The 25,485-nt window shown below is 72.7% G+C and carries 22 protein-coding genes and 1 tRNA gene; 12 read left to right on the forward strand and 11 right to left on the reverse strand.

What is annotated here, in order from left to right; all coding sequences use genetic code 11:
• Positions 1-36: 36 nt before the first annotated feature.
• Positions 37-1,092, reverse strand: a complete 1,056-nt coding sequence (locus tag HJG45_RS21990) for a sensor histidine kinase (protein WP_171615115.1) — start codon at positions 1,090-1,092, stop codon at positions 37-39.
• Between the two features lie 288 nt (positions 1,093-1,380).
• Between HJG45_RS21990 and HJG45_RS21995 the strand changes: the two genes are divergently transcribed.
• Both HJG45_RS21995 and HJG45_RS22000 read left to right on the forward strand, forming a co-directional pair.
• Positions 1,381-2,571: a ligase-associated DNA damage response exonuclease gene (locus HJG45_RS21995; protein ID WP_171615117.1), complete on the forward strand. Its 1,191-nt coding sequence runs from the start codon at positions 1,381-1,383 to the stop codon at positions 2,569-2,571.
• Positions 2,568-4,184 (forward strand): cisplatin damage response ATP-dependent DNA ligase, encoded by a 1,617-nt coding sequence (locus tag HJG45_RS22000; protein ID WP_171615119.1) that lies wholly within the window; start codon positions 2,568-2,570, stop codon positions 4,182-4,184. The genes HJG45_RS21995 and HJG45_RS22000 overlap by 4 nt, the downstream gene beginning before the upstream one ends.
• A gap of 31 nt (positions 4,185-4,215) precedes the next feature.
• Here HJG45_RS22000 and HJG45_RS22005 read toward each other — a convergent pair whose 3' ends face one another.
• On the reverse strand, positions 4,216-4,917 hold the full coding sequence (locus HJG45_RS22005; RefSeq protein ID WP_171615121.1) for a nitroreductase family protein: 702 nt from the start codon (positions 4,915-4,917) through the stop codon (positions 4,216-4,218).
• Between the two features lie 138 nt (positions 4,918-5,055).
• Between HJG45_RS22005 and HJG45_RS22010 the strand changes: the two genes are divergently transcribed.
• The 4 genes from HJG45_RS22010 (at position 5,056) to bfr (ending at position 7,603) form a co-directional block, all read left to right on the forward strand.
• Complete coding sequence (locus tag HJG45_RS22010) at positions 5,056-5,847, forward strand: HpcH/HpaI aldolase/citrate lyase family protein (protein ID WP_171615123.1); 792 nt, start codon at positions 5,056-5,058, stop codon at positions 5,845-5,847.
• A 26-nt stretch (positions 5,848-5,873) separates the two neighbouring features.
• Positions 5,874-6,269, forward strand: coding sequence for a VOC family protein (locus HJG45_RS22015; RefSeq protein ID WP_171615125.1), 396 nt, complete (start codon positions 5,874-5,876; stop codon positions 6,267-6,269).
• Between the two features lie 485 nt (positions 6,270-6,754).
• Positions 6,755-6,946 carry a (2Fe-2S)-binding protein gene (locus HJG45_RS22020; RefSeq protein WP_171615127.1) on the forward strand — a complete coding sequence of 64 codons (192 nt, stop codon included), beginning with the start codon at positions 6,755-6,757 and terminating at the stop codon, positions 6,944-6,946.
• A gap of 156 nt (positions 6,947-7,102) precedes the next feature.
• Positions 7,103-7,603 (forward strand): bacterioferritin, encoded by a 501-nt coding sequence (gene bfr, locus HJG45_RS22025; protein WP_171615129.1) that lies wholly within the window; start codon positions 7,103-7,105, stop codon positions 7,601-7,603.
• A 39-nt stretch (positions 7,604-7,642) separates the two neighbouring features.
• On the opposite strand, the gene HJG45_RS22030 is transcribed toward bfr, so the two are convergent.
• The 5 genes from HJG45_RS22030 to HJG45_RS22050 form a co-directional block, all read right to left on the reverse strand.
• Entirely contained in the window at positions 7,643-9,196 is a 1,554-nt protein-coding gene (locus tag HJG45_RS22030; protein WP_217363002.1) for a GH3 auxin-responsive promoter family protein, read from the reverse strand.
• Positions 9,193-11,457 (reverse strand): penicillin acylase family protein, encoded by a 2,265-nt coding sequence (locus tag HJG45_RS22035; protein ID WP_217363003.1) that lies wholly within the window; start codon positions 11,455-11,457, stop codon positions 9,193-9,195. Before HJG45_RS22035 ends, HJG45_RS22030 begins: the two co-directional genes overlap by 4 nt.
• 259 nt (positions 11,458-11,716) lie before the next feature.
• Positions 11,717-12,094: a response regulator gene (locus tag HJG45_RS22040; RefSeq protein ID WP_254452709.1), complete on the reverse strand. Its 378-nt coding sequence runs from the start codon at positions 12,092-12,094 to the stop codon at positions 11,717-11,719.
• A complete protein-coding gene (locus HJG45_RS22045; protein WP_171615131.1) occupies positions 12,091-13,677 on the reverse strand; it encodes an ATP-binding protein in 1,587 nt (528 codons plus the stop codon). Before HJG45_RS22045 ends, HJG45_RS22040 begins: the two co-directional genes overlap by 4 nt.
• A 365-nt stretch (positions 13,678-14,042) precedes the next feature.
• Positions 14,043-14,684: a flavin reductase family protein gene (locus HJG45_RS22050; RefSeq protein WP_171615133.1), complete on the reverse strand. Its 642-nt coding sequence runs from the start codon at positions 14,682-14,684 to the stop codon at positions 14,043-14,045.
• A gap of 158 nt (positions 14,685-14,842) precedes the next feature.
• On the opposite strand from HJG45_RS22050, the gene HJG45_RS22055 reads away from it, so the two are divergent.
• From HJG45_RS22055 to HJG45_RS22070, 4 genes are all read left to right on the forward strand, one after another.
• Complete coding sequence (locus HJG45_RS22055; RefSeq protein ID WP_171615135.1) at positions 14,843-17,131, forward strand: methyl-accepting chemotaxis protein; 2,289 nt, start codon at positions 14,843-14,845, stop codon at positions 17,129-17,131.
• A gap of 68 nt (positions 17,132-17,199) precedes the next feature.
• Positions 17,200-18,075 (forward strand): MBL fold metallo-hydrolase, encoded by an 876-nt coding sequence (locus HJG45_RS22060; RefSeq protein WP_171615137.1) that lies wholly within the window; start codon positions 17,200-17,202, stop codon positions 18,073-18,075.
• A gap of 75 nt (positions 18,076-18,150) precedes the next feature.
• Complete coding sequence (locus tag HJG45_RS22065; RefSeq protein WP_171615139.1) at positions 18,151-18,567, forward strand: Zn-ribbon domain-containing OB-fold protein; 417 nt, start codon at positions 18,151-18,153, stop codon at positions 18,565-18,567.
• Positions 18,567-19,715, forward strand: a complete 1,149-nt coding sequence (locus HJG45_RS22070) for a thiolase C-terminal domain-containing protein (protein ID WP_174890539.1) — start codon at positions 18,567-18,569, stop codon at positions 19,713-19,715. Before HJG45_RS22065 ends, HJG45_RS22070 begins: the two co-directional genes overlap by 1 nt.
• Positions 19,716-19,764: 49 nt before the next feature.
• On the opposite strand, the gene HJG45_RS28485 is transcribed toward HJG45_RS22070, so the two are convergent.
• From HJG45_RS28485 to HJG45_RS22085, 3 genes are all read right to left on the reverse strand, one after another.
• The gene (locus tag HJG45_RS28485; protein WP_217363004.1) at positions 19,765-21,264 is read right to left on the reverse strand and encodes a methyl-accepting chemotaxis protein; all 1,500 of its coding nucleotides are present in this window, start codon (positions 21,262-21,264) and stop codon (positions 19,765-19,767) included.
• Positions 21,261-21,491, reverse strand: coding sequence for a hypothetical protein (locus tag HJG45_RS22080; protein ID WP_171615140.1), 231 nt, complete (start codon positions 21,489-21,491; stop codon positions 21,261-21,263). Before HJG45_RS22080 ends, HJG45_RS28485 begins: the two co-directional genes overlap by 4 nt.
• Before the next feature lie 361 nt (positions 21,492-21,852).
• Positions 21,853-21,927: transfer RNA gene (locus HJG45_RS22085), tRNA-Val, on the reverse strand.
• Between the two features lie 113 nt (positions 21,928-22,040).
• Here HJG45_RS22085 and HJG45_RS22090 point away from each other — a divergent pair.
• Entirely contained in the window at positions 22,041-22,925 is an 885-nt protein-coding gene (locus tag HJG45_RS22090; protein ID WP_171615142.1) for an N-formylglutamate amidohydrolase, read from the forward strand.
• Between the two features lie 551 nt (positions 22,926-23,476).
• On the forward strand, positions 23,477-24,319 hold the full coding sequence (locus HJG45_RS22095; protein WP_171615144.1) for a transglycosylase SLT domain-containing protein: 843 nt from the start codon (positions 23,477-23,479) through the stop codon (positions 24,317-24,319).
• A 38-nt stretch (positions 24,320-24,357) separates the two neighbouring features.
• Here HJG45_RS22095 and HJG45_RS22100 read toward each other — a convergent pair whose 3' ends face one another.
• On the reverse strand, positions 24,358-25,485 hold the full coding sequence (locus tag HJG45_RS22100) for a CaiB/BaiF CoA-transferase family protein (RefSeq protein WP_171615146.1): 1,128 nt from the start codon (positions 25,483-25,485) through the stop codon (positions 24,358-24,360).

Below are 25,485 nucleotides of genomic sequence, written 5' to 3' on the forward strand. Positions count from 1 at the left end.
TCACATGCCCGTGGCGGCGCGCCGCGCCCTTCCGCGTCAGCGGCAGGCGAAGCGCAGCACCGCCGTCACGCCGTCGCGGCCGTCGAGCTTCAGCGTGGCATGCGCCTGCCGCGCCAGCCGCGGCATCAGGTGCAGGCCGAGGCAGCCCTGCGGCGTGTTGCGCGGCAGGGTCTCGGCGAGGCCGATGCCGTCATCCTCGACCACGACCTCGCCGAGACCGGGGCCCGGGCGCCGCAGGGCCAGGCGGATATGGCCCGGCCGGCCGCCGGGGAAGGCGTGCCGCGCGGCGTTCACCACCAGCTCGTTGACGATCAGCGCGATCGGCGTCGCCTGGGCGACCGGCAGGGTCAGCCGGTCCTCGAGGGTCAGGGTGAAGTCGATGCCGGGCCGGCCGGCGACCTCGAGGGCGGTGTTGGCCGTCGTCGCCAGCTCGGCGCCGAGATCGACGCCGCCATCGGGCGGCACGCGGAACATGCGGTCCTGCACCAGGGTGGCGAGCATCACCCGCATCGCCGCCCCGCGCAGGGCGGCCGCGACCGCCGGGTCGCTGGCGCGGCTGGCCTGCAGGCTGAGGAAGGAGGTCGTGGCCTGGGTGTTGTTCTTCACCCGATGATGCAGCTCGGAGAGCAGCTCCTCGCGCTCCTCCAGCGCCCGCCGGTGGTCCTCCAGCGCCTGCTTCGCCTCGGTATAGTCGATGCAGCTGCCGAGGAAGCCGGCGAAGCGTCCCTCGGCCTGGAAGGGGCGCCCCTTGCCGAGCAGCCAGCGCCAGGCGCCGTCATGCCGGCGCAGGCGGAAATCCACGGTGAACTCGCGCCGGCTCTCGAAGGCCGCGTCGAAGATGCGGCGGCAACGCTCGAGGTCCTCGGGATGCACCGCCTCGACCCAGCCCTGGCCGAGCTCCTGCTCCAGCGCCCGGCCGGTGAAGTCGAGCCAGGGCTGGTTGACATAGTCGCAGCCGCCGCTGAGATCGGCCCGCCAGATCATGACCGGCGCGGCATCCGCGAGGGCCCGGAACTGGTCCTCCCCGGCCGGCCGCGGCGCTGCCGGCGCCGGTCCGGCCGCGCGCTCCGGTGATTGCCCCTCTGCCGCCATGCGGCGCCATTCCCCCATGCCGTTGCGAGACCGGTCTTGAAGGACGCGCAACGCGCCGCGCGGTTCCGATCACGGGATGCCGCGGCTTGTCCTGCGTCACATGCGACACAGCTTGTATCGACCCCATGCCGTGTCCCGCCAAGGGGGGCCGGGAATTCGCCTAGGGCAGATCCCGTTCGAGTGGACACACTCGAACGGGTGAAGATGCTCTGAAAACAACAGGATAGAGCATTTGCCGTGAACGCAGGTGAACGGAAAATGCTCTAGGGTAGGACATCCGGAGACCAGATGCCTCCGCATCCAGAGACATGGCTGCGCGTCACGCCGCAAGGGCTGCATTGCGAGCCGGGCGGCTTCACCATCGACCCGGTCCGCCCGGTCGAGCGTGCCGTCATCACCCATGGCCATGCCGACCATGCCCGCCCCGGCCATGACGCGGTGCTGGCGACGCCCGAGACCCTCGCCATCATGCGCGCCCGCATGGGCGAGGCCGGGGCGGGGCGGGTGCAGCAGCCGATCCTGCCCGGCGAGGTGCTGCGGCAAGGGGGCGTCGAGATCCGCCTCCTGCCGGCCGGGCATGTGCTCGGCTCGGCCCAGGTGGTGCTCGACTGGCAGGGGAGCCGGGCGGTGGTCTCGGGCGACTACAAGCGCCAGCGCGACCCGACCTGCGCCCCCTTCGAGGTGGTGCCGTCGCGCGGCGGCGGCCTCGGCGGCTGCGACGTCTTCGTCACCGAGGCGACCTTCGCCCTGCCGGTCTTCCGCCACCCGCCGCCGGAGGAGGAGGTGGCGAAGCTGCTGAAGAGCCTCGCCCTCTTCCCCGAGCGGACGCATGTCGTCGGCTGCTACGCCCTCGGCAAGTGCCAGCGGCTGATCCGGCTGCTGCGGGAGGCGGGCTGGGAGGCGCCGATCCATCTGCACGGCGCGCTGGTGTCGCTCTGCCGGCTCTATGAGGAGCTCGGCGTGCCGCTCGGCCCGCTGGCGCCGGCGACGGTCGCGGCCAAGGCGGCGCTGCGCGGCGCCATCGTGCTGGCGCCGCCCTCGGCGGTGCAGGACCGCTGGGCGCGGCGGCTGGCCGAGCCGGTGGTCGGCCTGGCGAGCGGCTGGATGCGGGTGCGGCAGCGCGCCCGGACGCGCGGCGTCGAGCTGCCGCTGGTGATCTCGGACCATGCCGACTGGGACGACCTCAACCGCACCATCGACGAGGTGGGGGCGCCGGAGGTCTGGGTGACGCATGGCCGCGACGATGCGCTGGTGCATGCCCTGGCGCAGCGCGGCATCCGCGGCCGGGCGCTGCACCTGGTCGGCCTCGGCGAGGAGGAGGACGACCCGCCGCCCGGTGCGGCATCGGAGGGCGCGAACGCCGCGGTTCCGGACGATGGCGGCGAAGCCGCCACCGCCGCGGCGCACGGGGTTGGCGGGGCGGCCGCGCGCCGCGGCGAAACGGAAGATGCGGCCGCGCGCCGCGGCGAAAGCACATGAGCGTGCCGGCCTTCGCCGCGCTGCTGGAGCGGCTGGTCTTCACCCCCGGGCGCCTCGCCAAGCTGGCCCTGCTGCGGGACTGGTTCGCGCATCAGCCCGATCCGGATCGCGGCATCGGCCTCGCCGCGCTGACCGAGGAGCTGGTCTTCACCGCCGCCAAGCCCTGGCTGATCCGCGACCTCGCCGTGGCCCGCACCGATCCGGTGCTCTTCGCGCTCAGCCACGACTATGTCGGCGACCTGGCCGAGACGGTGGCGCTGATCTGGCCGGCCCGCGTCGGGGTGAACGCGCCGCCGCCCTCGCTGGCCGAGGTGGTGGAGGCGCTGGAGCTGACGCCGAAGGGCGAGCTGCCGGGGCTGATCGCCGGCTGGCTGGACGCGCTGGACGCCAGCGGCCGGCTGGCGCTGATCAAGCTCATCACCGGCGGGCTCCGGGTCGGCGTCTCCGGCCGGCTGGCGCGCGTCGCGCTGGCCGAGTGGTCCGGCCAACCGGTCGAGGCGATCGAGGAGGTCTGGCATGGCGTCGCGCCGCCCTACCTGCCGCTGTTCCGCTGGCTGGAGGGTCAGGCGGCGCGGCCGGACCCGCGCGACGTGCCGGTCTTCCGCCCGCTGATGCTGGCGCATCCGCTGGAGGAGCCGGATGTGGCGGCGCTCGATCCCGGCGAATGGCGGGCCGAGTGGAAATGGGACGGCATCCGCGTGCAGCTCGTCGCCGGCCCCGGCGGGCGGCGCATCTGGAGCCGCGGCGGCGAGGATGTCTCGGGCGCCTTCCCCGAGATCCTCGAGGCGATGGACTTCCACGCCGTGCTGGACGGCGAGTTGCTGGTGATGCGCGACGGCCTCGTCGCCCCCTTCGCCGACCTGCAGCAGCGGCTGAACCGCAAGGCGGTGACGGCGAAGATGCTGCAGGACCACCCGGCCGGCGTGCGGCTCTACGACCTGCTCTTCGAGGGCGAGGAGGATCTGCGGGCGCTGCCCTTCGATGCGCGCCGGGCACGGCTGGAGGAGTGGGTGGCGCGGGTCGCGCCGGCGCGGATGGACCTCTCGCCGCAGATCGCCTTCGCCTCCGTCGCGCAGCTCGGCGAGATCCGCGACGGCGCCCGCGCCGCCTCGATCGAGGGGCTGATGCTGAAGCGCGCCGACAGCCCCTATGTCGCCGGCCGGGTGAAGGGGCTGTGGTGGAAGTGGAAGCGCGACCCGCTCAGCATCGACGCGGTGCTGATGTACGCCCAGCGCGGCCACGGCAAGCGCAGCAGCTTCTATTCCGACTACACCTTCGGCCTGTGGCGGCCGGACGGGGAGGGGGGCGAGGAGCTGGTCCCCGTGGGGAAGGCCTATTCCGGCTATACCGACGAGGAGCTCGGCTGGCTCGACCGCTGGATCCGCAACCACACCACCGGCCGCTTCGGCCCGGTGCGGGAGGTGGAGAAGGCGCTGGTGCTGGAGGTGATCTTCGACGCGGCGCAGCGCAGCAGCCGGCACAAATCGGGCGTCGCGCTGCGCTTCCCGCGCATCGCCCGCATCCGCACCGACAAGCCCGCCGCCGAGGCGGACCGGTTGGAGACGCTGATGGTGCATGTCGCCGCGGCCGGCGCGCTGGCGGAGGAGGGCTGACGGCGATGCGCGGCGGCGCCTGGCGGCCGGCTCAGGGCGTGCCGCCCGGCGGCCAGGGCGCGCCCCAGCGATCGGCATGGGCCACCTCGGCGACGGGGCGGCGGGAGAGGGGGCCGGGGCGGTCGAGCGGATAGCCGACCGGCATGAGCGCGAAGCTCTGCACGTCCTCGGGCAGGCCGAGCGCGGCGTTGAACTCTGCCTCGCAGCGCAGGTGGTTGGTGGTGATGACGGTGCCGAGGCCAAGGGCGCGGCAGGCGAGGATGATGTTCTGCACCGCCGGATAGATGCTGGCGCCGCGGATGCGGTCGAGATAGGCGAGCTCCTCGGCATGGCGGGCGGCGATGGCCGGTGGCAGCGCGGCGGCCTCCGGCATGTCGCGCCGGCGCAGGCAGGGCACCAGCAGCACCGGCACCTCCGCCATGTGCTCCCAGAGCCAGGCGCCGGTGCCGAGCATGCGGGCCCATTGCGCCTCGGTCAGATGCGCCGGCCGCTCGCGCGCGGCATAGACGGCGGCGGCGATGTCGGAGCCCTTGCGGTAGATCGCGCCGATGCGCGCCCGCTGCGCCGGGTCGCGCACCACGAGGAAGGCCCAGTTCTGCGCATTGCCGGCCGAGGGGGCGCGGATCGCCGCGTCCAGCAGCCGGGTGATCAGCGCCTCCGGCACCGGGTCGGGGCGGAAGCGGCGCAGCGCGCGGGCCGAATAGAGGGCCTCGAAGAGTCCGATCTCGGTCATGGTGGCTCTCCCGGGCCCGGGCATCGCCGTCGGGCGCCGGGAGTAGAGCAGATCCGCGGCCGCCCTCCATCCCCGGCTGGCTTGACCGGCTGGGAGCCGCATGCTGCGCTCGCCGCCGCCAAGATCGGGGGAAACGCCATGCCACTCGCACCCAGCCGCGTGAAGCAGCGCCTGGCGAAGGATGAGCTCGCGCTCGGCTTCGGCGTGCACCACCTGCGCACCGCCGGCACCGGGATGATCGCCGCCGCGGCCGGCTATGACTGGCTGTTCATCGACATGGAGCACGGCGCGATGAGCGTGCACGAGGCGACGCAGATCGCCATCGCGGCGCTGAACCAGGGCGTGACGCCGATCGTGCGCTGCTGCAAGGACGCGCTCTTCGAGGGCACGCGGGCGCTCGACAACGGCGCCATGGGCGTCGTCGTGCCGCATGTCGACACCGCCGAGGAGGCGCGGGCGGTGGCCGCCGCCTACCGCTTCCCGCCGGTCGGCACGCGGAGCTGGGGCGGCCCGCCCTTCGCCTACAACATGCTGCCGCCCTCGAATGCCGAGGCGCAGGCGGAGCTGAACCAGGCGATCCTGGTGACGGTGATGATCGAGACGCCCGAGGCGGTGGAGGCGGCGGAGGCCATCGCTGCGGTGCCGGGGATCGACGCGCTGATGATCGGCACCAGCGACCTGACGGCCAGCATGGGCATCAGCGGCCAGATCGGCCATGCCCGCGTCAAGGCGGCCTATGAGGCGGTGGCGGCGGCCTGCAAGCGACATGGCAAGAGCCTTGGCATGGGCGGCGTCTACGACGAGGTGCATGCGAAGACCTATATCGGCCTCGGCGCGCGGCTGCTGCTCTCGGGCAACGACCAGAGCTTCCTAATGGCGGGGGCCGGGGCGCGCTCGAAATTCCTGCGCGGGCTGCAGCCGGGCGGCTGACCGCCGCGCGGAGGGGGAGCGCGCGCATGGCCAGGCTCGTCCATTCCATGATCCGCGTCCTCGACGAGGCGCGCTCGGTCGATTTCTACCGCCGGGCCCTCGAGCTCAAGGTGGTCGACCGGCTGCCCTTCGAGGGCTTCACCCTTCTCTACCTGCGGGCGCCGGCGGGGCCCTTCGAGCTGGAATTGACGGTCAACCACGACCGCAGCGAGCCCTATGCCCTTGGCGACGGCTATGGCCATCTCGCGGTCGTCGTCGAGGATCTCGAGGCCGAGCACGCGCGGATGGCGGGGACGGGCATCGCGCCGGGCCCGATCCGCGAGCTGGCGCATGCCGGCGCGCCGCTCGCCCGCTTCTTCTTCATCCCCGATCCGGACGGCTACCGGACCGAGGTGTTGCAGCGCTTCGGCCGGTACCAATAGGAGCCGGCCCGAGGTTCGGGGGGCCGGCCACCCTGGCGGCACGCCCAGCCACGGCCTTCGCAGCTGCGGCCGCATCGCATTTGCGTCAACTTCCGCCCGAGGTCCAATGCAGCAGGGGCGCGGCTCCCGGTCGGGCCGACGAAGTGACTTGCGAATGGTTCGCATTATTCATATGATGGCTGCGCACCCTGCGGAGCCCCTGATGACCGCCCGCCCGACGCGCCGGCTCTTCCGCCCGACCGCCACCGGACCTGCCCCGAAAGGGGCGGCTCCGGCTGCGCCGCGCGGATGGCGAGCGACGCGGCGCACGGGATTGGCGGTGCGCGGGGTTCAGTGGGGCCAGGGGGTGTCGCTGCACCCGGCACGGCGGGCCATCCGGCGCCTCGGCGCCAGGGCCTGCGAGGTCGGGAGGATCAACGCCGTGCCTGCGGCAATGCTGCCGAAATCGCAGCAAGCCGGCCGGCGCTAGGGGGGAACAGAGGGCCGTGATCGTCTGCCTCTGCAACGCACTGAGCGATGCGCAGCTTGCCGATGCCATCGCCAAGGGCGCTCGTCGACCGAAGGATGTTTATTGCGCCTGCGGTGGGACAGCCCAGTGCGGCACCTGCACCAAGACGATCCTCACCATGATCCGGGAGACGCCGACCGCATCGACGAACCCAGCCGGCCTGCCCTGACATAAACTTCCAGGCGCATTTCTGACCCCTGGTGTTGGGTAATCTAACACCGGACAGGAGAAATTTGCCTACTCGCGAAATCGTGGGATGCTGGGTGGCCAAAAGCCCGGCAGGGACGGGTTTGTCTGTACGCCATCCCTGCTTAGAGGCGAGTCGATGAAGTCCGACCCCAAGGTCATCGAATTCCTGAACACCCAGCTCACCAATGAGCTGACGGCGATCAACCAGTACTTCCTCCACGCCCGCATCCTGCGCCATTGGGGCGTGACGAAGTTCGGCAAGCACGAATACGACGAGTCGATCGAGGAGATGCGCCACGCCGACTGGCTGATCGAGCGCATCCTCTTCCTCGGCGGCCTGCCCAACCTGCAGCGGCTGAACCAGCTCATGATCGGGCAGACGGTCGAGGAGATCCTGAAGGCCGACCTGGCGCTCGAGGAGAAGGCCATGGCCGATCTCCGCGAGGGCATCGCCTATATGGAAGGCGTGCGGGACTACGTCTCCCGCGATCTGTTCCGCCGCATCCTCGACAATGAGGAGGAGCATGTCGACTTCATCGAGCGGCAGTTCGACCTGATCAAGCTGATCGGCATCGAGCGCTACATCCAGCTCAACAGCGCCTCGGCGCCGGAGCAGCACGAAGCCGGCGGCGACTGATCATCGCGGTCGCCGGGGCGATCCTCCCGGCGACCCCTATCAGCCCGCCGGCCCACCGGCGGCCCGTGTCAGCCCGGCCTCCGCCGCGGCGAAGCGCTCCGGATCGGCCAGCACCCGCGGCACCTTGTGCTGGCCGCCGAGCTTTCCCTCCGCCCGCATCCAGGCGGCGAAGGCGCCGCCCGGCAGCAGCCGGACCTCCGCTGGCGCCATCTGCCCGCCGCGGCGATGCGCCGCGTAATCGGCATTCGTCGTCATCAGCGCCGCGTCCAGCGCCGCGGCGAGGCGCGGCCCTAGCGTCGGATCCACCGGCGCCGCGGCCTCCACCAGCCAGTGATGGCCGCCCTGCACCGGCCCGAAGACCGGCCCCACCATGTATTCGGCGACCACCAGGCCGAGCCGCCCGGCCGTCGCCAGCAGCACCCGCTCGATCTCCTCGCCGCCGAGATGCTCGCCGAAGGCGGAGAGGTCGTAGGCGATGCGCCCGGTGACCAGCAGTCGCGGCGGCCGGCGATCGAGGAAGCGCACCGTATCGCCGAGCACATAGCTCCAGAGCCCGGCGCAGGTGGTCGCCACCACGGCATAGTCGATGCCGGGCTCGAGCGTCGCCGTCCAGTGCCGGGTCGGGTTCGCCGCCTCGATCTCGCCCACCGGCACGAACTCCCAGAAGACGCCGCGATCGAGGATGAGGCGCAGCCCCTCGCCGTCGCCGCGGTCGGCGATGGCGCAGAAGCCCTCGCTCGCCGGATAGACCTCGCGCGTCGCGCAGCCCGGCGGCAGGTAGGGCGCCAGGCGGTCGCGATAGGGCGCCCAGGCGACGCCGCCATGCACCAGCAGCTCGAGTCCCGGCATGGGCGGGCTGCCGTGCCGCGCCGCCAGCGCCTCCAGCAGCAGCAGCAGCCAGGAGGGCGTGCCAGAGAGCATCCGCACCGCCGCGACCGGCGTGCGCTCGGCCAGCGCCGCGAGCTTGGCATCCCAGTCCTCGAGCAGCGCCAGCGCGCGCGGCGGGTAGCTCCAGCGCGCCAGCCAGGCCGGGATCTCGGCGGCGGCGATGCCTGAGAGGTCGCCCTCCCGGATGCCGGGCGCCACGCAGCGCAGCGCGGTCGAGCCGCCGAGCAGGAAGGACAGGCCGCCGAAGACATGGCTGTCCGGATGGTGCCGCAGGTGCCAGGCCAGGACGTCGAGCGCCGCGCCGCGATTGGCGCGCAGCATCGGCCGTGTCACCGGGATGTATTTCGTCGTCCCGCTGCTGGTGCCGGAGGAGAGGGCGAGATAGGGCACGCGCCCGGGCCAGGTGACATCCGCCAGCACCGGGAAGGCGGGCTGCCACCAATCCTGCCAGAACTGCTCGTAGCGCCGCAGCGGCACCCGGGCCTGATAGGCGGCGACGCTGTCGATGCGGTCGAAATCGTGCCACAGGCCGAAGCGGGTGCCGGCCGCCTGGCGCAGCAGGCGCCGCAGCAGCGCGGCCTGGGTCGCGGCCGGATCGAGCCGCGCCATCCGCCGCCAGCGCAATCCGGCGAAGCCGCGCAGCAGCGGCGTCGCATCGAAGGGCACGCCGGGGGGCACGCCGGTTGGGGCTGCGGCCGCGCTCACGGGCGGAGCACCGTCACATGCGGAAACTCGGCCGCGACCGTCGCCGGGCGCAGCGGCAGGCGGATGCCCTGCCGGCCGCGCCAGAGCGGCAGCTGGTCGGCGAAGGCGGCGCTGCCGAGCCAGCCATCCTGGCCGCCGAACAGGGTGAACCAATTGGCGTCCGGATCGGCCAGGTCGGAGACCTGCCGCGCCATGGCGCCGAAGCTCACCTCGTGCCGCCCGGTGACGAGGCCATGGCCGGTCTTCATCACCGTTTCGCGCGAGCCGCCGACCGGCCAGTCGCCGAGCACGAAGGCGCGGCCGAGAAGGGGCAGGTTCACCAGCCAATGCGCCGCCCGCAGCCGGTGCACGCTGCCCCAGTCGCGGTGCCGCGCGGCGAGCGGCGCCGCGCCCGCGACGGCCGCGCGCAGCACCGCCTCGCGCCGCGCCGCGGGCAGGGCGTCGAGGTCGCGCAGCAGGAAGGTGGTGAGGAAGTTCCAACTCGTCTCCGGCCCCCGTCCGCCCGCCTCGGGCTGCAGCGCCGGCACCAGCTGGCCGAGCAGCAGCTCGAAGACCAGCGCCGCCCGGCTGCCGGCGGCATAGTCGCCATCCCAACCGCGGAGCGGCGCCAGCAGGCCGGGCTCCGGCGCGCCGCCCGGCAGCGCCTCCAGCCGCGCCAGCAGCCCCGCCGCCAGCACCGCCGCCTTGGGCGCCACGGTATCGGCCTGGATCGCCGCGAGATCGGCCGAGGTCAGCTTCGGCTTCGCCAATGCCAGGGCGCGCAGCCGCGCCACCCGGTCGCCATCGGAGAAGAAGATGCCGATCGGCGGCGGTTCCTTGGCCCAGAGCGCCGGATTCTCATTGGCCGAGGCGAGCACCCCCTCTGCCGGATCGGCGAGGCGGGGCAGGGTGGTGGCATCCTGCAAGCGGCCCCAGGGCGCGGTCGCGGCGGGGTCGCGCGCGTCGAGCACCGGATCCTCGGCCGGGAAGCCGGCGCGCGAGGGCAGCAAGGCCGCTGTCACCCGGCCGATATGCCCCTGCCGGTCGGCATAGAGCATGTTCTGCGGCGAGACCGCGAAGCCGGCGAAGCTCGCCGCGAATTCGGCGCCGCTGCGGGCGCGGGCGGCGCGCAGCAGGGCGGTGATCTCATCCCCCGGCTCATGCCCGGCCCAGCGCAGCGCGATCGCCTCGCCGGGGCGCGAGGGCACCAGGCTCGCATCCGTCACCACCGGCCCCTGCGGCGAGAGCCGCGCCCGTCGCCGCGCCGCGAACCACAGGCGCTGCCGGATCGTGACCTCGCGCCCGGCGAAGGCCTCCGGCGGCAGCCGGCCGACATCGAAGAGGTCGGAGGAGGCGGCGCGCAGGTTGGTGCCGCCCCAGGCGAGATCCGGGTTGCGGCCGAGGCCGAGGATGGGCAGGCCGGGGATCATCATCCCGACCGCATGGAAGGAGGGCGAGCGCATCCCGGCCAGCAGCCAGAGATTGGGCAGGGAGAGGCCGAGATGCGGATCGGCCGCCAGCATCGCCGCGCCCGAGGCGCTGCGGGCGGGCGCGATCGCCAGCGTGTTGCTGCCGCTGCGCGAGAGCCCCTGCAGCAGGGCGCCGAGCGCCGCCTCCGCCTCGCCCGCCGGGCGCGCGGTGCCGGCGCCGGCCTCGCGCAGCCGCTGCCAGTGGCGGGCGAAGCCGGGCTGGCCGCGCTCGGCGAGCAGAGAGAAATAGGAGAGCCAGTTGATGTCGGTGCCGGCGAGGCGGCCGATCGCCAGGATGTCGGCCGGGCTGTAGGGCTCGGGGCGCAGGCCGAGCAGCCCGTATTCCGGCGGCCGCGGTCCGTGCAGCGTGGCGTGGTTCAGCCCGGCGACGAAGCGGCTGACGAAGGCGCGCGTCTCGGGCGGCCAGCGGCGCTCGATCTCCGGCGCGGCGCCGCCGAAATCGAGGATGCGCAGCGCATGGTCGATCTCGGTGGCGAGCGGCCCGGCGATCTCGGCGAGGCGGCCGCGGCTGACCATGCGCAGCAGGGCGATCTGCGCCCCCCGCAGATGGCCGTGCACGAGGCCGAGGGCGAAGGCGAGATCGGCATCGCTCGACGCCTCGATCCAGGGAACGAGATGCGGGTTCCAGCGGATGGTGACCGGCTGCTCCAGCGGCAGGCCGGCCTGCGGCAGCGCGGCGATCCGCTCGGCGACGCTGCGCTCGCGCGGCAGCAGCGCGGCGCAGCCGGGCAGCATGGCAAGCATCGCCAGCACCAGGCCCGTGCCGCGGCGACTTCGGTTGCGTCCCGCCAAGCCAGCCCCCTCGTCCTGCCCGCCCGTGCCGCGGCTCAACGCCGATGCCGGCCTGCGGGTTGAGCCCGGAAGCGGCGGGGATGCGGCAGGTGAACCGGCCCCGGACGGCCGCGCGGGCGGCCGGCCCTTGAAACGCCTGCCAGAACCGTCGCTGCCCGTTGTCCTGCCGCGGCTTCGCCGCGGCAGGCTGTGACGCATGCAGGTTCAGGAGCGCCTCACAAGGCCCCCGCGGCGGCGCGCAGCGACGTCGTGGGGAGTTCTAGGCCAGGCCGGCCACCGAGCGCAGGGCATCGACCAGCGGCGCGATCTGGATCGGCTTGGTCAGCAGGCGGAGCGGCGCCGGCCCGGAGTGCAGGGCCGCGGGGCCGTCGGGCGGCGGGAAGCCGGTCATGACGACCACCGGCAGGTCGGGCCGTTCCGAGCGCAACCGGGCGATCAGCTCGCGGCCATCCATGCGCGGCATGCGCAGGTCGGTCAGCAGCAGGTCGAAGGCGGCGCCGGCGGCGGCGAGCTCCAGCGCCGCCTGGCCGTCGGGCGCGGTGAGCACGGTGAAGCCCGCCTCCGACAGGCCCTCGGCCAGCACCTCGGCCGCCAGCACCTCGTCCTCGGCCATCAGGACCCGCAGCGATCCGCTCATGCCGCGGCGCTCGCCGTCGCCGCCTCTGGCTCGATCATGGGCAGGATGAGGCGGAAGACCGCGCCGGCTTCCGGCCGGCCCTCGGCCCAATTGGCCCAGGACAGCCGGCCGCCCATGCCGCGGACGATGCCGACCGTCAGCGGCAGGCCGAGGCCGGTCCCCTGGCCGGGATCCTTCGTGGTGACGAAGGGATCGAGGATCTCCGCGGCGATGGCCGCCGGCACGCCGCCGCCGGTGTCGCGCACCGCGATGGTGACGCTGCCCGGGGTGGCGCCGGCGGCGACCGAGACGGCGATCCGCGCCGGCGAGTCCGGCTCCTGCTGCCGCCGTTGCAGCACCGCGTCGCGGGCATTCTCGAGCAGGTGCAGCACCGCCTGCTCGAGCTGGGCGGGGCGCCCGCGCACCGGCGCCCCGGCATGCGGCTCGATCGCCATCTCGATGCCGTCGAGCGCCCAGGCGCGCCGCGCCACCTCGACCGCGGCATCGACCGCGGCGGCGGCGTCGAAGGCCTCGGCATCGGCCGGGGCGTCGCGGGCGAGGTCGCGCATGCGCTCGAGCAGCGTGCCGAGGCGACGGGTCTGGTCGAGCACGACCTCCATGGCGCGGCGCGGCCGGCTCATCCCCGGCTCGAGCAGGGCGCGGGCGCGGTCGGCCCAGAGGCCGATGATGTTCACCGGCTGGCTCATCTCATGCGCGACGCCGGCACACATGGCGCCGATGGTCGCGCGTCTGGCGGTCTCGACGAGATCGGTCTGCAGCCGGCGGAGTTCGGTGACCTCGCGCAGGCTGCCGAGCAGCCGGGCCTCGCCATCGGCGCCGGCATCGGCGGGCAGCGGCACGAGCACGGCATGGTAGTGGTGCAGGCGCAGCCCGTCGGGGCCCACGGTCGTGCCCTCCCAGTCTCGCGCGGCGCCGGTGGCGAGGCAGGCGGCGCATTGCGCCTGCAGCTCGGCCGCCGCCTCCGGGCTGAGCACCTGCTGCGGGCCGGCCCCCTCGATGCGACCGCGCTCGGTGCCGACGATGCGGCAGAAGGCCGGGTTCACGGTCTCGAAGACGGAGCCGGCCGGCGTGTCGCGCAGGACGAAGAGCGCGTCGTTGAGATGCTCGAAGATGCCGCCGAGCCGCGCCTCGCTGCGGCGGGCGCGCCGCTCCGCCTCGCGCCGCTCGCCGATCTCGCGCGTCAGTCGCCGGTTGGCCTCGGTGAGGTCGGCCAGCGAGGGCATGGCGCTCAGCCGGGGCAGCATGACCCAGAGCAGCACGGCGGTGAGGGCGGCGAGCGCCGCGGCCACGGCCTTGGCGAGGCCGGCCGCGCCATGGTCCGGGCTCCAGATGGTCCAGGCCGAGAGGAGGTGCGTCACGCCGCTGGCGAGGATGAGGAAGGCGAAGAGGCCGATCGCCCCCGTGGCGAAGAGGGTACGGCGCCGCCTGGCGAGAAGGGCGAGGGCGACGGGGATCGAGCAGAAGGCGATGCCGATGAGCAGGTCCGACGCCGCGTGCAGCCAGACGAGTTCCGGCCGCCAGAGCAGGCAAACCCCCTGCGGTGCCATGGCCTCGGTATCGAACAGCGCGGCGAGGCTCGGCATGCGCGGGAGATTCACCCAGAATGCAATGGACGGAAGGCGGGCGGATTAGCGACGCCTCAGGAATGTCTAATGCCGCATGCATCTCGCAGTTGCGAGGCCAAGAGCCTTTGGCCCACAAAAACGTGATAGCCGAACATATGAAGAATAATATAAAATCTTAGTGTAGTTAAGCGAGTTGCAACATGCCCAGGCCGAGCTAAATCGGCCTGGGACAGTCACTTAGAACGAGAGTGCGGCGACGCGGCATCTGATGGGCCAAGCGCTCGGCCAGCGCGTCGTCGCGGCCCACGATGCCGGCCTAGCCGGCGATACGAGGCCCCGGCTGCACCCATGGCGTGCATGCCCCCGGATGCATTCCCTGAGCGCTATTCCGCGGCCTTCTTGCGCGCCTCCCACTCCGCGACCGTCAGCCGCGGCACCTCGAAGCGGTCGGCGGTGCGGGTATACCAGCCGCGGCCATGCATGCGGCCGATGAGGCCGAGCTTCGGCGTATCGACGTAGCATTTCACCGGATCGAGCACGCAGTCGTCCTGGATGTGCACCGCCACGACGCGGCCGAGGACAATGGTGTGCCGCCCCGCCGGGACGAGCTGGAAGGTGACGCATTCCAGCGCCACCGGACTCTCGGCGATGCGCGGCGGCTTCACCCGGGCCGAGGCCGCCTTGGTCAGCCCGGCCTCCGCCAGCTCGTCCGTGCCCGGCGGGAAGTCGATCGCCGTCGCATTCATGCCGTGCACGGCGCTCTCCGGCACCAGGTTCACCACGAATTCCCCGGTCGCCCGGATATTGGCCGCGGTGTCCTTCAGCGCGCCCTCCGGCCGCGGCCCGGCGCCGAAGCCGATCACCACCGGATCGTCCGAGAAGGCGTTGAAGAAGGAGTAGGGCGCGGCGTTGACGGTGCCGGCGGCGTCCTGGCTCACCACCCAGGCGATCGGCCGCGGCACGACCGAGGACACCACCAGCTTGTAGCGGTCCTGCGGGGCGAGCGTCTCGAAATCGAACAGCATGCGGCGGTCTCCTGGATCGTCCCGGGGAGGGTGGTGCGGCGGGCCAGCGCTGTCGAGGGTCCGCGCCGTGGGGGGGCGCATCGTCGGGGGGCGGCGCTTCCGCATGCTCGGGCATTCTTAACCCATGCCGGCGCAGGTTGGGGCGAGGAGGACCCCTGATGCGTCTGTTCCGCAATCTTTCGGTCGGCCGAAAGCTGGCCGCGAGTGTCGCTCTCGCCATCCTCTTGCTCGGCGGGCTGGTCCTGATCGTCGAGCGGGAGCTCACCACGGCCCGTGACAGGCAGCGTGCCGAGCATGCGGCGATCGAGGCTGCGGCGGCCGCGCAATCCGCCGTTGTCCAGGTCGCGCGGGCCGCCGTCGCCGTGCGCGACGGCCAGCTCGCCGTCACCGCCGAGGCCGCGTCGCAGCACGGGGCGCGGATGGAGCGGGAGCTGGGCAAGGCCCGCGAGGACCTGGGGGCGGCCGGGACATTGTCGGACGATCCGGCCGTGGCCGAGCAGCTCGGCCTCGCCGCCCGGTACCTTGCCGATTACGCCGCCTCGGTGGCCGAGCAGCTCGCGCTCCGCGTCGAGCTGATCAATCAGCGCGACACCGCCTTCTTCCCGCGCTCGGCGGATTACGACCAGGCCTTCGAGGCGGTGGCGAGCATGGTCGATATCGACGTGCCGGAGGCGGAGCGCGAGGAGGCGCGGCAGCGGCTGCTCACCTTCCACCAGGCGGTCGGCGAGGTCCGCATGGCCAGCCAGCGCTTCCTTGCCACCGGCGAGGAGACGCAGGCGCGCCGGGTGCGGCGGGCCGCGGCGCAGTTGCGGGTGCATGGCCGCGCCCTGACGGGCATCCAGGCGAAGGGGACCGGCGGCGGCGACCTGCAGCGCCTGGTCGGGATCGCCGATGCGATCGCCACGGCGGCGCTCGAGGTGGTGCGGCTCGAGGAGGCGCTGCAGACCGCCCGGGCCGAGCGCAGCATCCCGGCGCGCAAGGGGCTGGAGGCGGCGCTGGCCAAGACGAATGCGCTGCTCGGCCGCCATGCCGCCGCCATGACCGAGGCGAGCGCCAAGGCATCCGCGGCGGTGGCCTCGGCCGTCATCTGGATCGGCCTGACCGTGGCGCTCATGCTCGTCGCCTCGGGCTGGCTGACGGCGCGGGCGATCGGCCTGCCGCTGCGCCGCCTGGTGACGACGATCCGCGGCATCGCCGGCGGCGACGCGTCGGTCGAGGTGCCCGGGCGCGACCGCCGCGACGAGATCGGCACCATCGCCGTCGCGCTCGAGGAGCTGCGCGGCACCGTGCGCCAGGCCTTCGCGCAGCAGCAGATGCTCGAGCAGATGCCGGCCGGCATCATGCTGGCCGAGCCGGCCGGGGATTGCCGGGTGACATACATGAACCCCTCCTGCCGGTCCCTGCTGCCGGGCAGCAGCCTCGGCGAGAGCGCGGCGCGGCTGCATCCGGACCTTGCCGGGCTGGCGACGGTGCTCGCCGCGCCGGACCGGCTGCCGCACCGGCTGCGTCTCGGTCTTGGCGAGGAGACGGCCGATCTCTCGGTGAGCGCGATCCGCGACGCGGCGGGGCAGACCACCGGAGCGATGCTGGTCTGGTCCGTGGTGACCGCCCAGGCGCGCCTCGCCGACAGCTTCGAGGTCGCGGTGGGCGGCGTGGTCGAGGCGGTGGCGGCGGCGGCCGGCCAGGTGCATGGCGCGGCCGAGGCGCTCTCCGGCGCCGCGGCGACCAGCGGCCGCGAGGCCGGGGCGGTCGCCGAGGAGAGCAACCGCGCCGGCTGCGACGTGCAGGCGGTGGCGACGGGGGCCGAGGAGCTGGCGGCGAGCGTCGCCGAGATCACCCGCCAGGTCGCCGAGGGCGCGGCCGTCGCGCGGGCCGCGGCTGAGGCGGCGCGGGCGACCGACGGCACGGTGCAGGGCCTGGCGCAGGCGGCGCAGCGGATCGGCGACGTGGTGCGGCTGATCGGCGACATTGCGGGGCAGACGAACCTCCTGGCGCTGAACGCGACGATCGAGGCGGCGCGGGCCGGGGAGGCGGGGAAGGGCTTCGCGGTGGTGGCGAGCGAGGTGAAGACCCTGGCGAGCCAGACGGCGCGGGCGACGGAGGAGATCGCGGCGCAGATCGCCGCCATCCAGGGCGCGACCGGCGAGGCGGTCACGGCGCTGCGCGGCATCGGCGCGACGGTCGAGCGGATGAACGAGGTCACCAGCGCCATCGCGGCGGCGGTCGAGGAACAGGGCGCGGCGACGCGCGAGATCGCCCGCAGCGCGGCGCAGGTGGCCGACAGCACCGCCGCCGTTAATGGCCGGATCGGCGATGTGCGGCGGGCGGCGCAGGAGACGGGCGAGGCCTCGGCCGGGCTGCTCGCCGCCGCCAACGACCTCTCCGGCCATGCGACGACGCTCCGCAGCCGCGCCGGCGAGTTCCTGGCGCAGGTCCGCCAGGGATAGCGCGCGGGGGGGTAGGCGGCGCGCGCCCGTCCGGCCTAGGCTCCGTCCCAATCATCAGGGGAACGGCCATGGCCATACCGGAGAAGCAGGTTCCGGCGGTGCATCACCGATGGATCGGCGAGATCATCGTCAGCACGGTCAGCGACGGCTATCTCGACGGCTCCATGGCCGTGATCCAGAACATCGGTGAGGCGGAGGCGGCGCAGCTGCTGCGCGACGCCTTCCGCCCCGTCCCCCGGCGCACCGCGGTGAACTGCTTCCTGATCCGCAGCGGCGGGCGGGTGGCGCTGGTCGATACCGGCTGCGGCGGCCACATGGCGGCGACCGGCGGGAAGCTGTTCGAGAATCTCGCGGCCCTCGGCGTCGCGCCCGTCGATATCGATACGGTGCTGCTGACGCATATGCATCCCGATCACTCGAACGGGCTCGCCGATGCCGCCGGGAACCCCTTCTTCCCGCGGGCCGAGCTGGTGCTGCACCGGGACGAGCTCGCCTTCTGGCACGACGACGCGGCGATGGCACGGGCGGACGAGACCAGCCGGCAGCGCAATTTCCAGGCCGGCCGCAGCCAGGTCGCGCCCTATCGCGACCGTACCCGCACGCATGCCGGCGGCGAGGTCTTCCCCGGCGTCACCGCCATGCCCTTCCCCGGCCACACGCCGGGGCATAGTGGCTACATGATCGCCTCCGGCCGGGAGAGCCTGCTGATCTGGGGCGACATCATCCACGTGCCCGAGATCCAGATCCCCCGTCCGGAGGTGACGATGGCCTTCGACATCGATCCGGCGCAGGCGGCGGCGACGCGCCGGCGCGTCTTCGACATGGTGGCGCGCGACGGCCAGGCGGTGGCGGGGATGCACATGCACTTCCCGGGCTTCCTGCACCTCGTCCGGCACGGCGACGGCTATGCAATGATCAACGACGGCTGGTACCCCGCCATGTAGGCGGGCCGCCCCCCCTCGCCGTGGCGCGCCGGCCGTGGCAGGCTCCCCGCCGCCATAGCGAAGGAGGAGACGGGCATGCTCGCACCCGGCCGGGCGAAACCGAAGCCCACGCCCGAGACCAAGCATTTCTGGGATGGCTGCAAGCAGGGCAAGCTGCTGCTGCAGCGCTGCGGCGATACGGGGAAGGCGTATTTCCCGCCGCGCCCCTTCAGCCCCTATACGGGCACGCGCAATGTCAGCGTCTTCGAGGCCTCGGGCCGGGCGACGCTGCATTCCTACGTCATCCACCACCGGCCCGTACCGGGCTTCACGCCGCCCTATGCCATCGCCGTCGTCGAGCTCGAGGAGGGGCCGCGCCTGATGACCAACATCGTCGATTGCGAGCAGACGCCCGAGGCGCTGCAACTCGACATGAAGCTGGAGGTCGCCTTCACCCCGATGGACGAGGAGATCAGCCTGCCGCTCTTCCGTCCCGCCAAGGAGTCCCGCTGATGATCGGGCGCGGCGAGATCGCGGTCGTCGGCGCGGCGGAATCGACGCAGATCGGCGTGGTTCCCGGCATGTCGCAGATCATGCTGCATGCGGACGCGGCGCTGAACGCCATGGCCGAGACCGGGCTGAAGCCCGCGGATATCGACGGCGTCGCCTGCGTCGGGCCGATGATGCCGCAGCAGATCGCGCATTACCTCGGCATCACCCCGAAATGGGTGGACGGCACCGGCGTCGGCGGCTGCTCCTTCATGCTGCATCTGCGGCACGCGGCGGCCGCCATCCATGCCGGCTATTGCAAGACGGTGCTGATCACGCATGGCGAGAGCGGCAAGTCGCGCATCAACGCGACGCCGCGCCCGCCCGAGCCGGAGAGCCTGAACGGCCAGTTCGAGATGCCCTACGGCCCCTTCGGCCCGCCGACGCTCTTCCCGATCCCGGTGCTGCGCTACATGAAGGAGCGCGGCGTGACGCATGAGGATCTGGCGACGGTCGCCGTGGTGCAGCGGGAATGGGCGGGGAAGAACCCGCGCGCCATGTTCCGCGAGCCGATCACGGTCGAGGACGTGCTGAACAGCCGCATGATCGCCTATCCCTTCCGCATCCTGCAGTGCTGCCTGGTGACGGATGGCGGCGGCGCGCTGATCCTGACCAGTGCCGACCGGGCGAAGGACTTCCCGACCAAGCCGGTCTATGTCCTCGGCACCGGCGAATCGGTCGAGACCAACATGGTCTCGCAGATGAAGGACTTCACCTCCTCCTCCGCCTTCCGGGTGGCGGGGCCGACGGCGATCGAGGCGGCGGGGATTGACCGCAAGGACGTGGATCACATGATGATCTACGACGCCTTCGCGCATCTGCCGCTCTACGGGCTCGAGGATCTCGGCTTCTGCAAGCCGGGCGAGGCGGCGGGCTTCATCCGCGAGGGCAATACCCGCCCGGGCGGCAAGCTGCCGCTGAACACCAATGGTGGCGGCCTGTCCTACACTCATACGGGCATGTACGGCATGTTCGCCCTGCAGGAGAGCGTGCGGCAGATGCGCGGCACCGCGCCGGCGCAGGTGCCGGGGGCGAAGGTCTCGGTCTGCCACGGCGTCGGCGGCATGTTCAGCGCCTCGGGCACTGTCGTCTTCTCGAACCAGCGGCCCTGAGGCGGATCCTGGCCAGGCGGACCCGCCTGGCCAGGGGATGCGGCGGGCGTCAGCCCGCCTGCAGCCCGACGACCACCGCGTCGAGCTCCCGCCGGAGTGTCGTGCCGTCGGCGGACAGGCTGCTGGCGGTTCCCTTCAGCGCCGCCGCCGCGCGGGACGCCCTGGCGACGGCATCCTGCACGCTGGAGGCCGCCGCGGCGGCCTCCCCCGTCGCCCGAGCGACGCGGTCGGCGGTGCCGGCGATCTCCCGCGTCGCCGCGCCCTGCTCCTCCACCGCCGATGCGATGGCGCCGGCGACCCCGTCGAGGCCGCCGACCACCTCGCGGATGCCGCGGATGGCCGCGACCGCCGCATCAGTCGCCGCCCGCATGGCCGCGACCTGCTGGCTAATCTCCTCGGTGGCCCTGGCGGTCTGGCTGGCCAGCGCCTTCACCTCGCCGGCGACCACCGCGAAGCCCTTGCCGGCCTCGCCGGCGCGTGCCGCCTCGATCGTCGCGTTGAGCGCGAGCAGGTTCGTCTGCCCCGCGATGTCGCTGATCAGCCGCACCGCGTCGCCGATCTGCTGCGCGCTCGCGGTCAGGCCGTGGACGGTGGCGTCGGTCGCCATGGTCCGCTCGGTCGCGAGGCGGCTCATCTCTGCGGCATGCGCGACCTGGCGCGAGATCTCGGAGACCGAACAGGCCAGCTCCTCCGCCGCGACCGCCACGGTCTGCACGCCGATCGAGGCGTCCTGCGCCGCCTGCGAGGCCGTGGTGACGCCGGCGGCGGCATGCTGCGCCGTCTCGGCCAGTTCCTGCGCCGAGCGGTCCAGCATCGACGCCGCGCCCGAGACCGCCGTGGCGATGCCGCCGACCGATTGCTCGATGCGTCCCGCGAGCGTCTGGCGCATGCCCTGCGCCGCCCCGGCCGCCGCGGCCTCGGCCCGCTGCCGCGCTGCGGTCTCCGCCGATTCGCGCCTCCGCGCCGCCGCCTCCGCCGCCAGCGCGTCGGAGGCCGCCCCGGCCGCCTGCTCCAGCGCGCCCGTGATCCAGAACAGCGTCGCGGCCTCGGCGAGCAGGATGGCGGCATGCAGCGCCACCCGCGGCAGGTTGCCGCCATCGGGGAAGACCAGCATCGGCAGGGCGAAGTTCAGCAGCAGGTGGTGCAGCGCCGTCGCCGCCGTGGCGACCGCGATGGTGCGGCGGTCGCAGAAGCCGGCGAGCAGCGCCAGGCAGGCGAAATAGGCCATGTGGAGGTCGATCCGCAGCCAGGCGGGCACCATGGCGACCAGGACCGAGACCGCGACCACGGCGGCGGCGGCCAGGGCGAACCGCGCCGCCTGGGCCTCGAAGCCGTGGCGGCAGGCGAGGCTCGCGGCCAGGGCCGAAAGGCCCGCCAAACCGAAGCCCGCCAGTCCAAAGCCGGTTTGGCCAAAGCCCGCTTGGCCGAAGCTAGGCGGGCCCGACCCATCCTGGAACAGGCCAAGAAGGCCGGCGGCGGCGACGGCGGCCCAGAGCAGGCCGATCACCAGCCACCCCGTGCCCCGTCGGATCCGGGCGAGATCCATCATTCAGCGTCCTTGCTCGGCCGCAGGCAGGGGCCCACGGCTGCGGTGGAAAGCAGGAGCAACCCGCCGACGGCGCGGCGCAGCCGGTCGCGATCGGCGCCGGCCTCCGGCACCGCGATCAGGAAGGGCCATGCCAGCAACGTCCCGTCCCGCAGCAGCCGCCAGCCCGGCGCATCGGCGATGCGGAGCGCCGCCTGCCCGGCCTCCGTGCCGGGCGCGAGCAGGAGCATCACCGCATCGCCCGGCCGCAGCCCGGCGGAAAGGATCGCGATGGCGCAGGCCGCCAACGCGCTCAGGAGCAGGGGTCGGCACCAGGCGCGCCGCGGCGTCGGCGAGGGTTGCAACACGGATGGGATCGTAGGCGCGGGAGGTGAAAGCGGCGCTAATGCCGGGAGGCGCTGCGGCGATGTCCCGGCGGCCTGCGGGACGGGCGCGGGAGATCGGCAGCCCGTCCGATGCGCGAGGATCGGTCACGCGTCCCGGCACGGCGCCGCAACCGGTGCCGCGAAGGAGCGGCCGCTGCAACGTGTTGGAGAGATGGAAGCGCCCGGTGCGAGGATCGACAGGGTGCCGCGAAGGCACGAGGGTCGATGGTGGGCGCGACAGGGATTGAACCTGTGACCCCTACCGTGTCAAGGTAGTGCTCTCCCGCTGAGCTACGCGCCCATCGACCGGGAGCGGGTTTTTAGCCCGGGCCAGACGGGCCGGCAAGCCTCCCTGAGATGAATGATTCGGGTTGCTGACAGCCGCTCGCGGCTGTGGCTTCATGGCCATCGCCCATGGACCTGCCACAGGAATTCCCGCCCGCCGCGCCCCTCGCCGCGGAGCCGCCGCCCTATCTGCTGACGCGCCCGGCCTGCCGGACGACGCCGCTCGTCTTCGCCTCGCCGCATTCCGGGCGCTTCTATCCGCCGGATTTCGTGGCGGCGGCGCGGCTCGATCCCATCGCCCTGCGCCGCTCCGAGGATGGCTTCGTCGACGAGCTCTTCGGCGCGGCGCCCGAGCTCGGCGCGCCGCTGCTGGCGGCGACCTTCCCGCGCGTCTTCTGCGACGTGAACCGCGAACCCTGGGAGCTCGATCCCGGCATGTTCGACGGGCCGCTGCCGGCCTGGGTGAACACGGCGAGCCCGCGGGTCGGCGCCGGGCTCGGCACCATCGCCCGCGTGGTGGCGAGCGGCGAGACCGTCTACCGGCACAAGCTGCGATTCGAGGAGGCGGAGGACCGTATCCGCCGCTACTGGCAGCCCTATCACGCCGCGCTGGCGGCGCTGATCGCCGAGACGCGGGACGCCTTCGGCTACTGCCTGCTGATCGACTGCCATTCGATGCCGACCCATCCGGCGCAGATCGGCAGCCCGCCGGATTTCGTCCTCGGCGATGCGCATGGGACATCCTGCGCGCCGCGCGCGACGCGACTCGCCGAGGAATTGCTGGCGGGCCTCGGCTATCGGGTGCGGCGCAACGATCCCTATGCCGGTGGCTATGTCACCCGGCATTACGGCCGGCCGCGCGAGGGCGTGCACGCCCTGCAGGTCGAGGTCTCGCGGCCGCTCTACATGGACGAGGCCCGGATCGAGCGCCTGCCGCGCATGCTGGGACTGCAGGCGGATCTGACGCGGATGATCGAGGGGCTGGCCGCCGCCGACTGGTCCTGCCTGCGCTGAGCGAGGCTCGTGACCGAGCAAGCGCATGGATGGGCATCGCCGGCGAGCAGGCTGGGAAACGAGAACGTGATGTAACTCACGTTTGAGTGATATCGCGCCGCAGCGCAATATGGCAAAACCGGCACCTGCCGCGGCATGGCAGGGCGGATCGCCCCAGGCCACGGGCAAAAAAAAGGCGGTGCCAGAGGCACCGCCGAGTTTAGGGAGGAAACGTCCAAGAAAGGCAAACAACCCGGCTGGGCCGTGTTGCTGCGATGCACAAGTTAGGCGCCCGCATGACGCCTGACAAGGGAATTCTGCACCGCGAAATCTCTTTTCGGCATCGTTGCGCTTTTTTCTCGCTCTCGTGAAGCCATGACCGGCCGCCTCGGGACTTAACCCCAATGTGCCCGTAGCGGCTTCGGTGCGGCCGGGATCACCCGAACGGGTGAAGAAGCTCTGAGAACAATGGGCTAAAGCCCAACTCGCGATTGCCCCCCCGCGCCCCAAGCAAGCAGCGGCGCGGCGGGCTCGTGACCGTGACTGACTGTTCCCGCTTCAGGAGAAACCGTATGCGTCGTGTCGTCCTCGCCGCCACTGCCCTGCTCGTGACCGGGGCGGCTGCCAGGGCGGAACGACCGGCCCCGCCTGCGCCGACACCGGCGCAGCTCTGCCGCCAGGCGATCCAGGCCGCGGAGACCGAGCAGAAGCTGCCAGGCGGACTGCTGCATGCCATCGGCACGGTGGAGGCCGGCCGGCCCGACCCCTCCGGCAAGGGCGTGACCGCTTGGCCCTGGACGATCAATGCCGAAGGGCAGGGGCGGTATTTCGACAGCAAGGAGGAGGCGATCGCCGCGGTCGAGGCGCTGCGGGCCCGCGGCGTCAAGCTGATCGATGTCGGCTGCCTCCAGGTCAACCTCTATCATCACCCGCAGGCCTTCCCCGATCTGCAGGCGGCCTTCGATCCGGTGGCCAATGCCCGCTATGCCGCGCTCTTCCTCAAGCGGCTCTATGGCCAGACCAAGAGCTGGGAGCAGGCGGCGGCCAACTACCACTCGGCGACGCCCGAGCTCGGCGACGCCTATCGCCAACTCGTCATGGCCGCCTGGCCGGCCATGGCGGCCAAGCTGGCCGAGGAGCGGCGGCGCGAGGCGCTGGTGACCGCCTGGTCGAACGGCAAGGTGGTGGAGGCGAAGCCGATCGGCCAGAACGGCTTCCAGGTGGTGGCGATGGCGATCCGGGGCGGTGCGGCAACCGCGCGCGGGCCGGGCCAGCCCCTGCTGCTGATGGGAACGCCGGTGCTGCGGCCGGGCAATGGCAAGCCGCCGGTGGCGCCGACCCGCCGCAGCGTGAATGGCCGGCAGGTGATGATGATGGAACTGGCGGAGATGCCGGGCGCCAGCCGGCCGCGCTAACGCGGGGGGCGGCAGGACGCCGCCCGCCGCGGCGACGCTCAGCCGCCGAACTCGGCCCGGATCGCCGCCGAATGCTGGCCGACCGCGGGCACCGGCCCGAGGGCCCGCGCCCCGTCCGAGAGCTTCGCCGGCGGCGCGCCGATCTGCACCGGCCCCTCCGGCGTCTCCACCGTCACCCGCCGCAGGGCCGGATGGGTGCGCAGCCCTTCACAGTCATTGACGAAGCCATAGGCGGTGTTGGCCCGGCGCAGCTTGGCGGCGCAGTCCTCGCGCGTCAGCGAGGCGAACATGCGGGCGATATGCGCATCCACCACCGGCCGGTTGGCGACGCGCTCGTTGTTCACGCGAAAGCCCTCGCGCTGCGGCAGGTCCGGCTCGTCGAGGAAATGCGCGCAGAAGCTGGCCCATTCCCGCTCGTTCTGGATGGCGATGAGGACGAGCTGCCCGTCCTTGGTGTCGAAGGCGCCATAGGGGCAGATGGAGGGATGCGCGAGGCCGATGCGCGGCGGGTTCCGCCCGGTGCCCTCGTATTGCAGCAGCGGCACCGTCATCCAGTCCGCCATGCCGTCGAAGAGGCTGACCGCGATGCCCTTGCCGCGGCCGGTGATGCCGCGCTCGATCAGCGCTTCCAGCACCGCCGCATGGGCATGCATGCCGCAGGCGATGTCGCAGGCCGAGACGCCGACGCGCCCCGGCCCCTCGGCCCGGCCGGTGATGGAGGCGAGGCCGCTCTCGGCCTGGACCAGCAGGTCATAGGCCTTCATCCCGGCATACTCGCCCTCCTCGCCATAGCCGGAGATGTCGACGGTGATGAGGCGCGGGTGCTTCTCCCGCAGCGCCGCCGAGCCGAAGCCGGCGCGCGCCATGGCGCCGGGGGCGAGGTTCTGGATGAAGACATCGGCCTTCGCCAGCAGCCGCTCCAGCAGCGCCTTGTCGGCCGGCGCCTTGATGTCGAGGCAGAGGCTCTCCTTGCCGCGGTTCAGCCAGACGAAGTAGCTCGACTGCCCCTTCGCCACCGCGTCATAGGCGCGGGCGAAGTCGCCCTCCGCCCGCTCGATCTTGATGACGCGCGCCCCGGCATCGGCGAGGCGGGAGGCGCAATAGGGCGCGGCGACCGCCTGCTCCATCGAGACGACGAGCAGGCCCTTGAGCGGCTGCGAGGCCAT

Origin of the sequence: Roseicella sp. DB1501 (assembly GCF_013112485.1) — a bacterium.
In the GTDB taxonomy this organism is placed as follows: Bacteria; Pseudomonadota; Alphaproteobacteria; order Acetobacterales; family Acetobacteraceae; genus Paracraurococcus.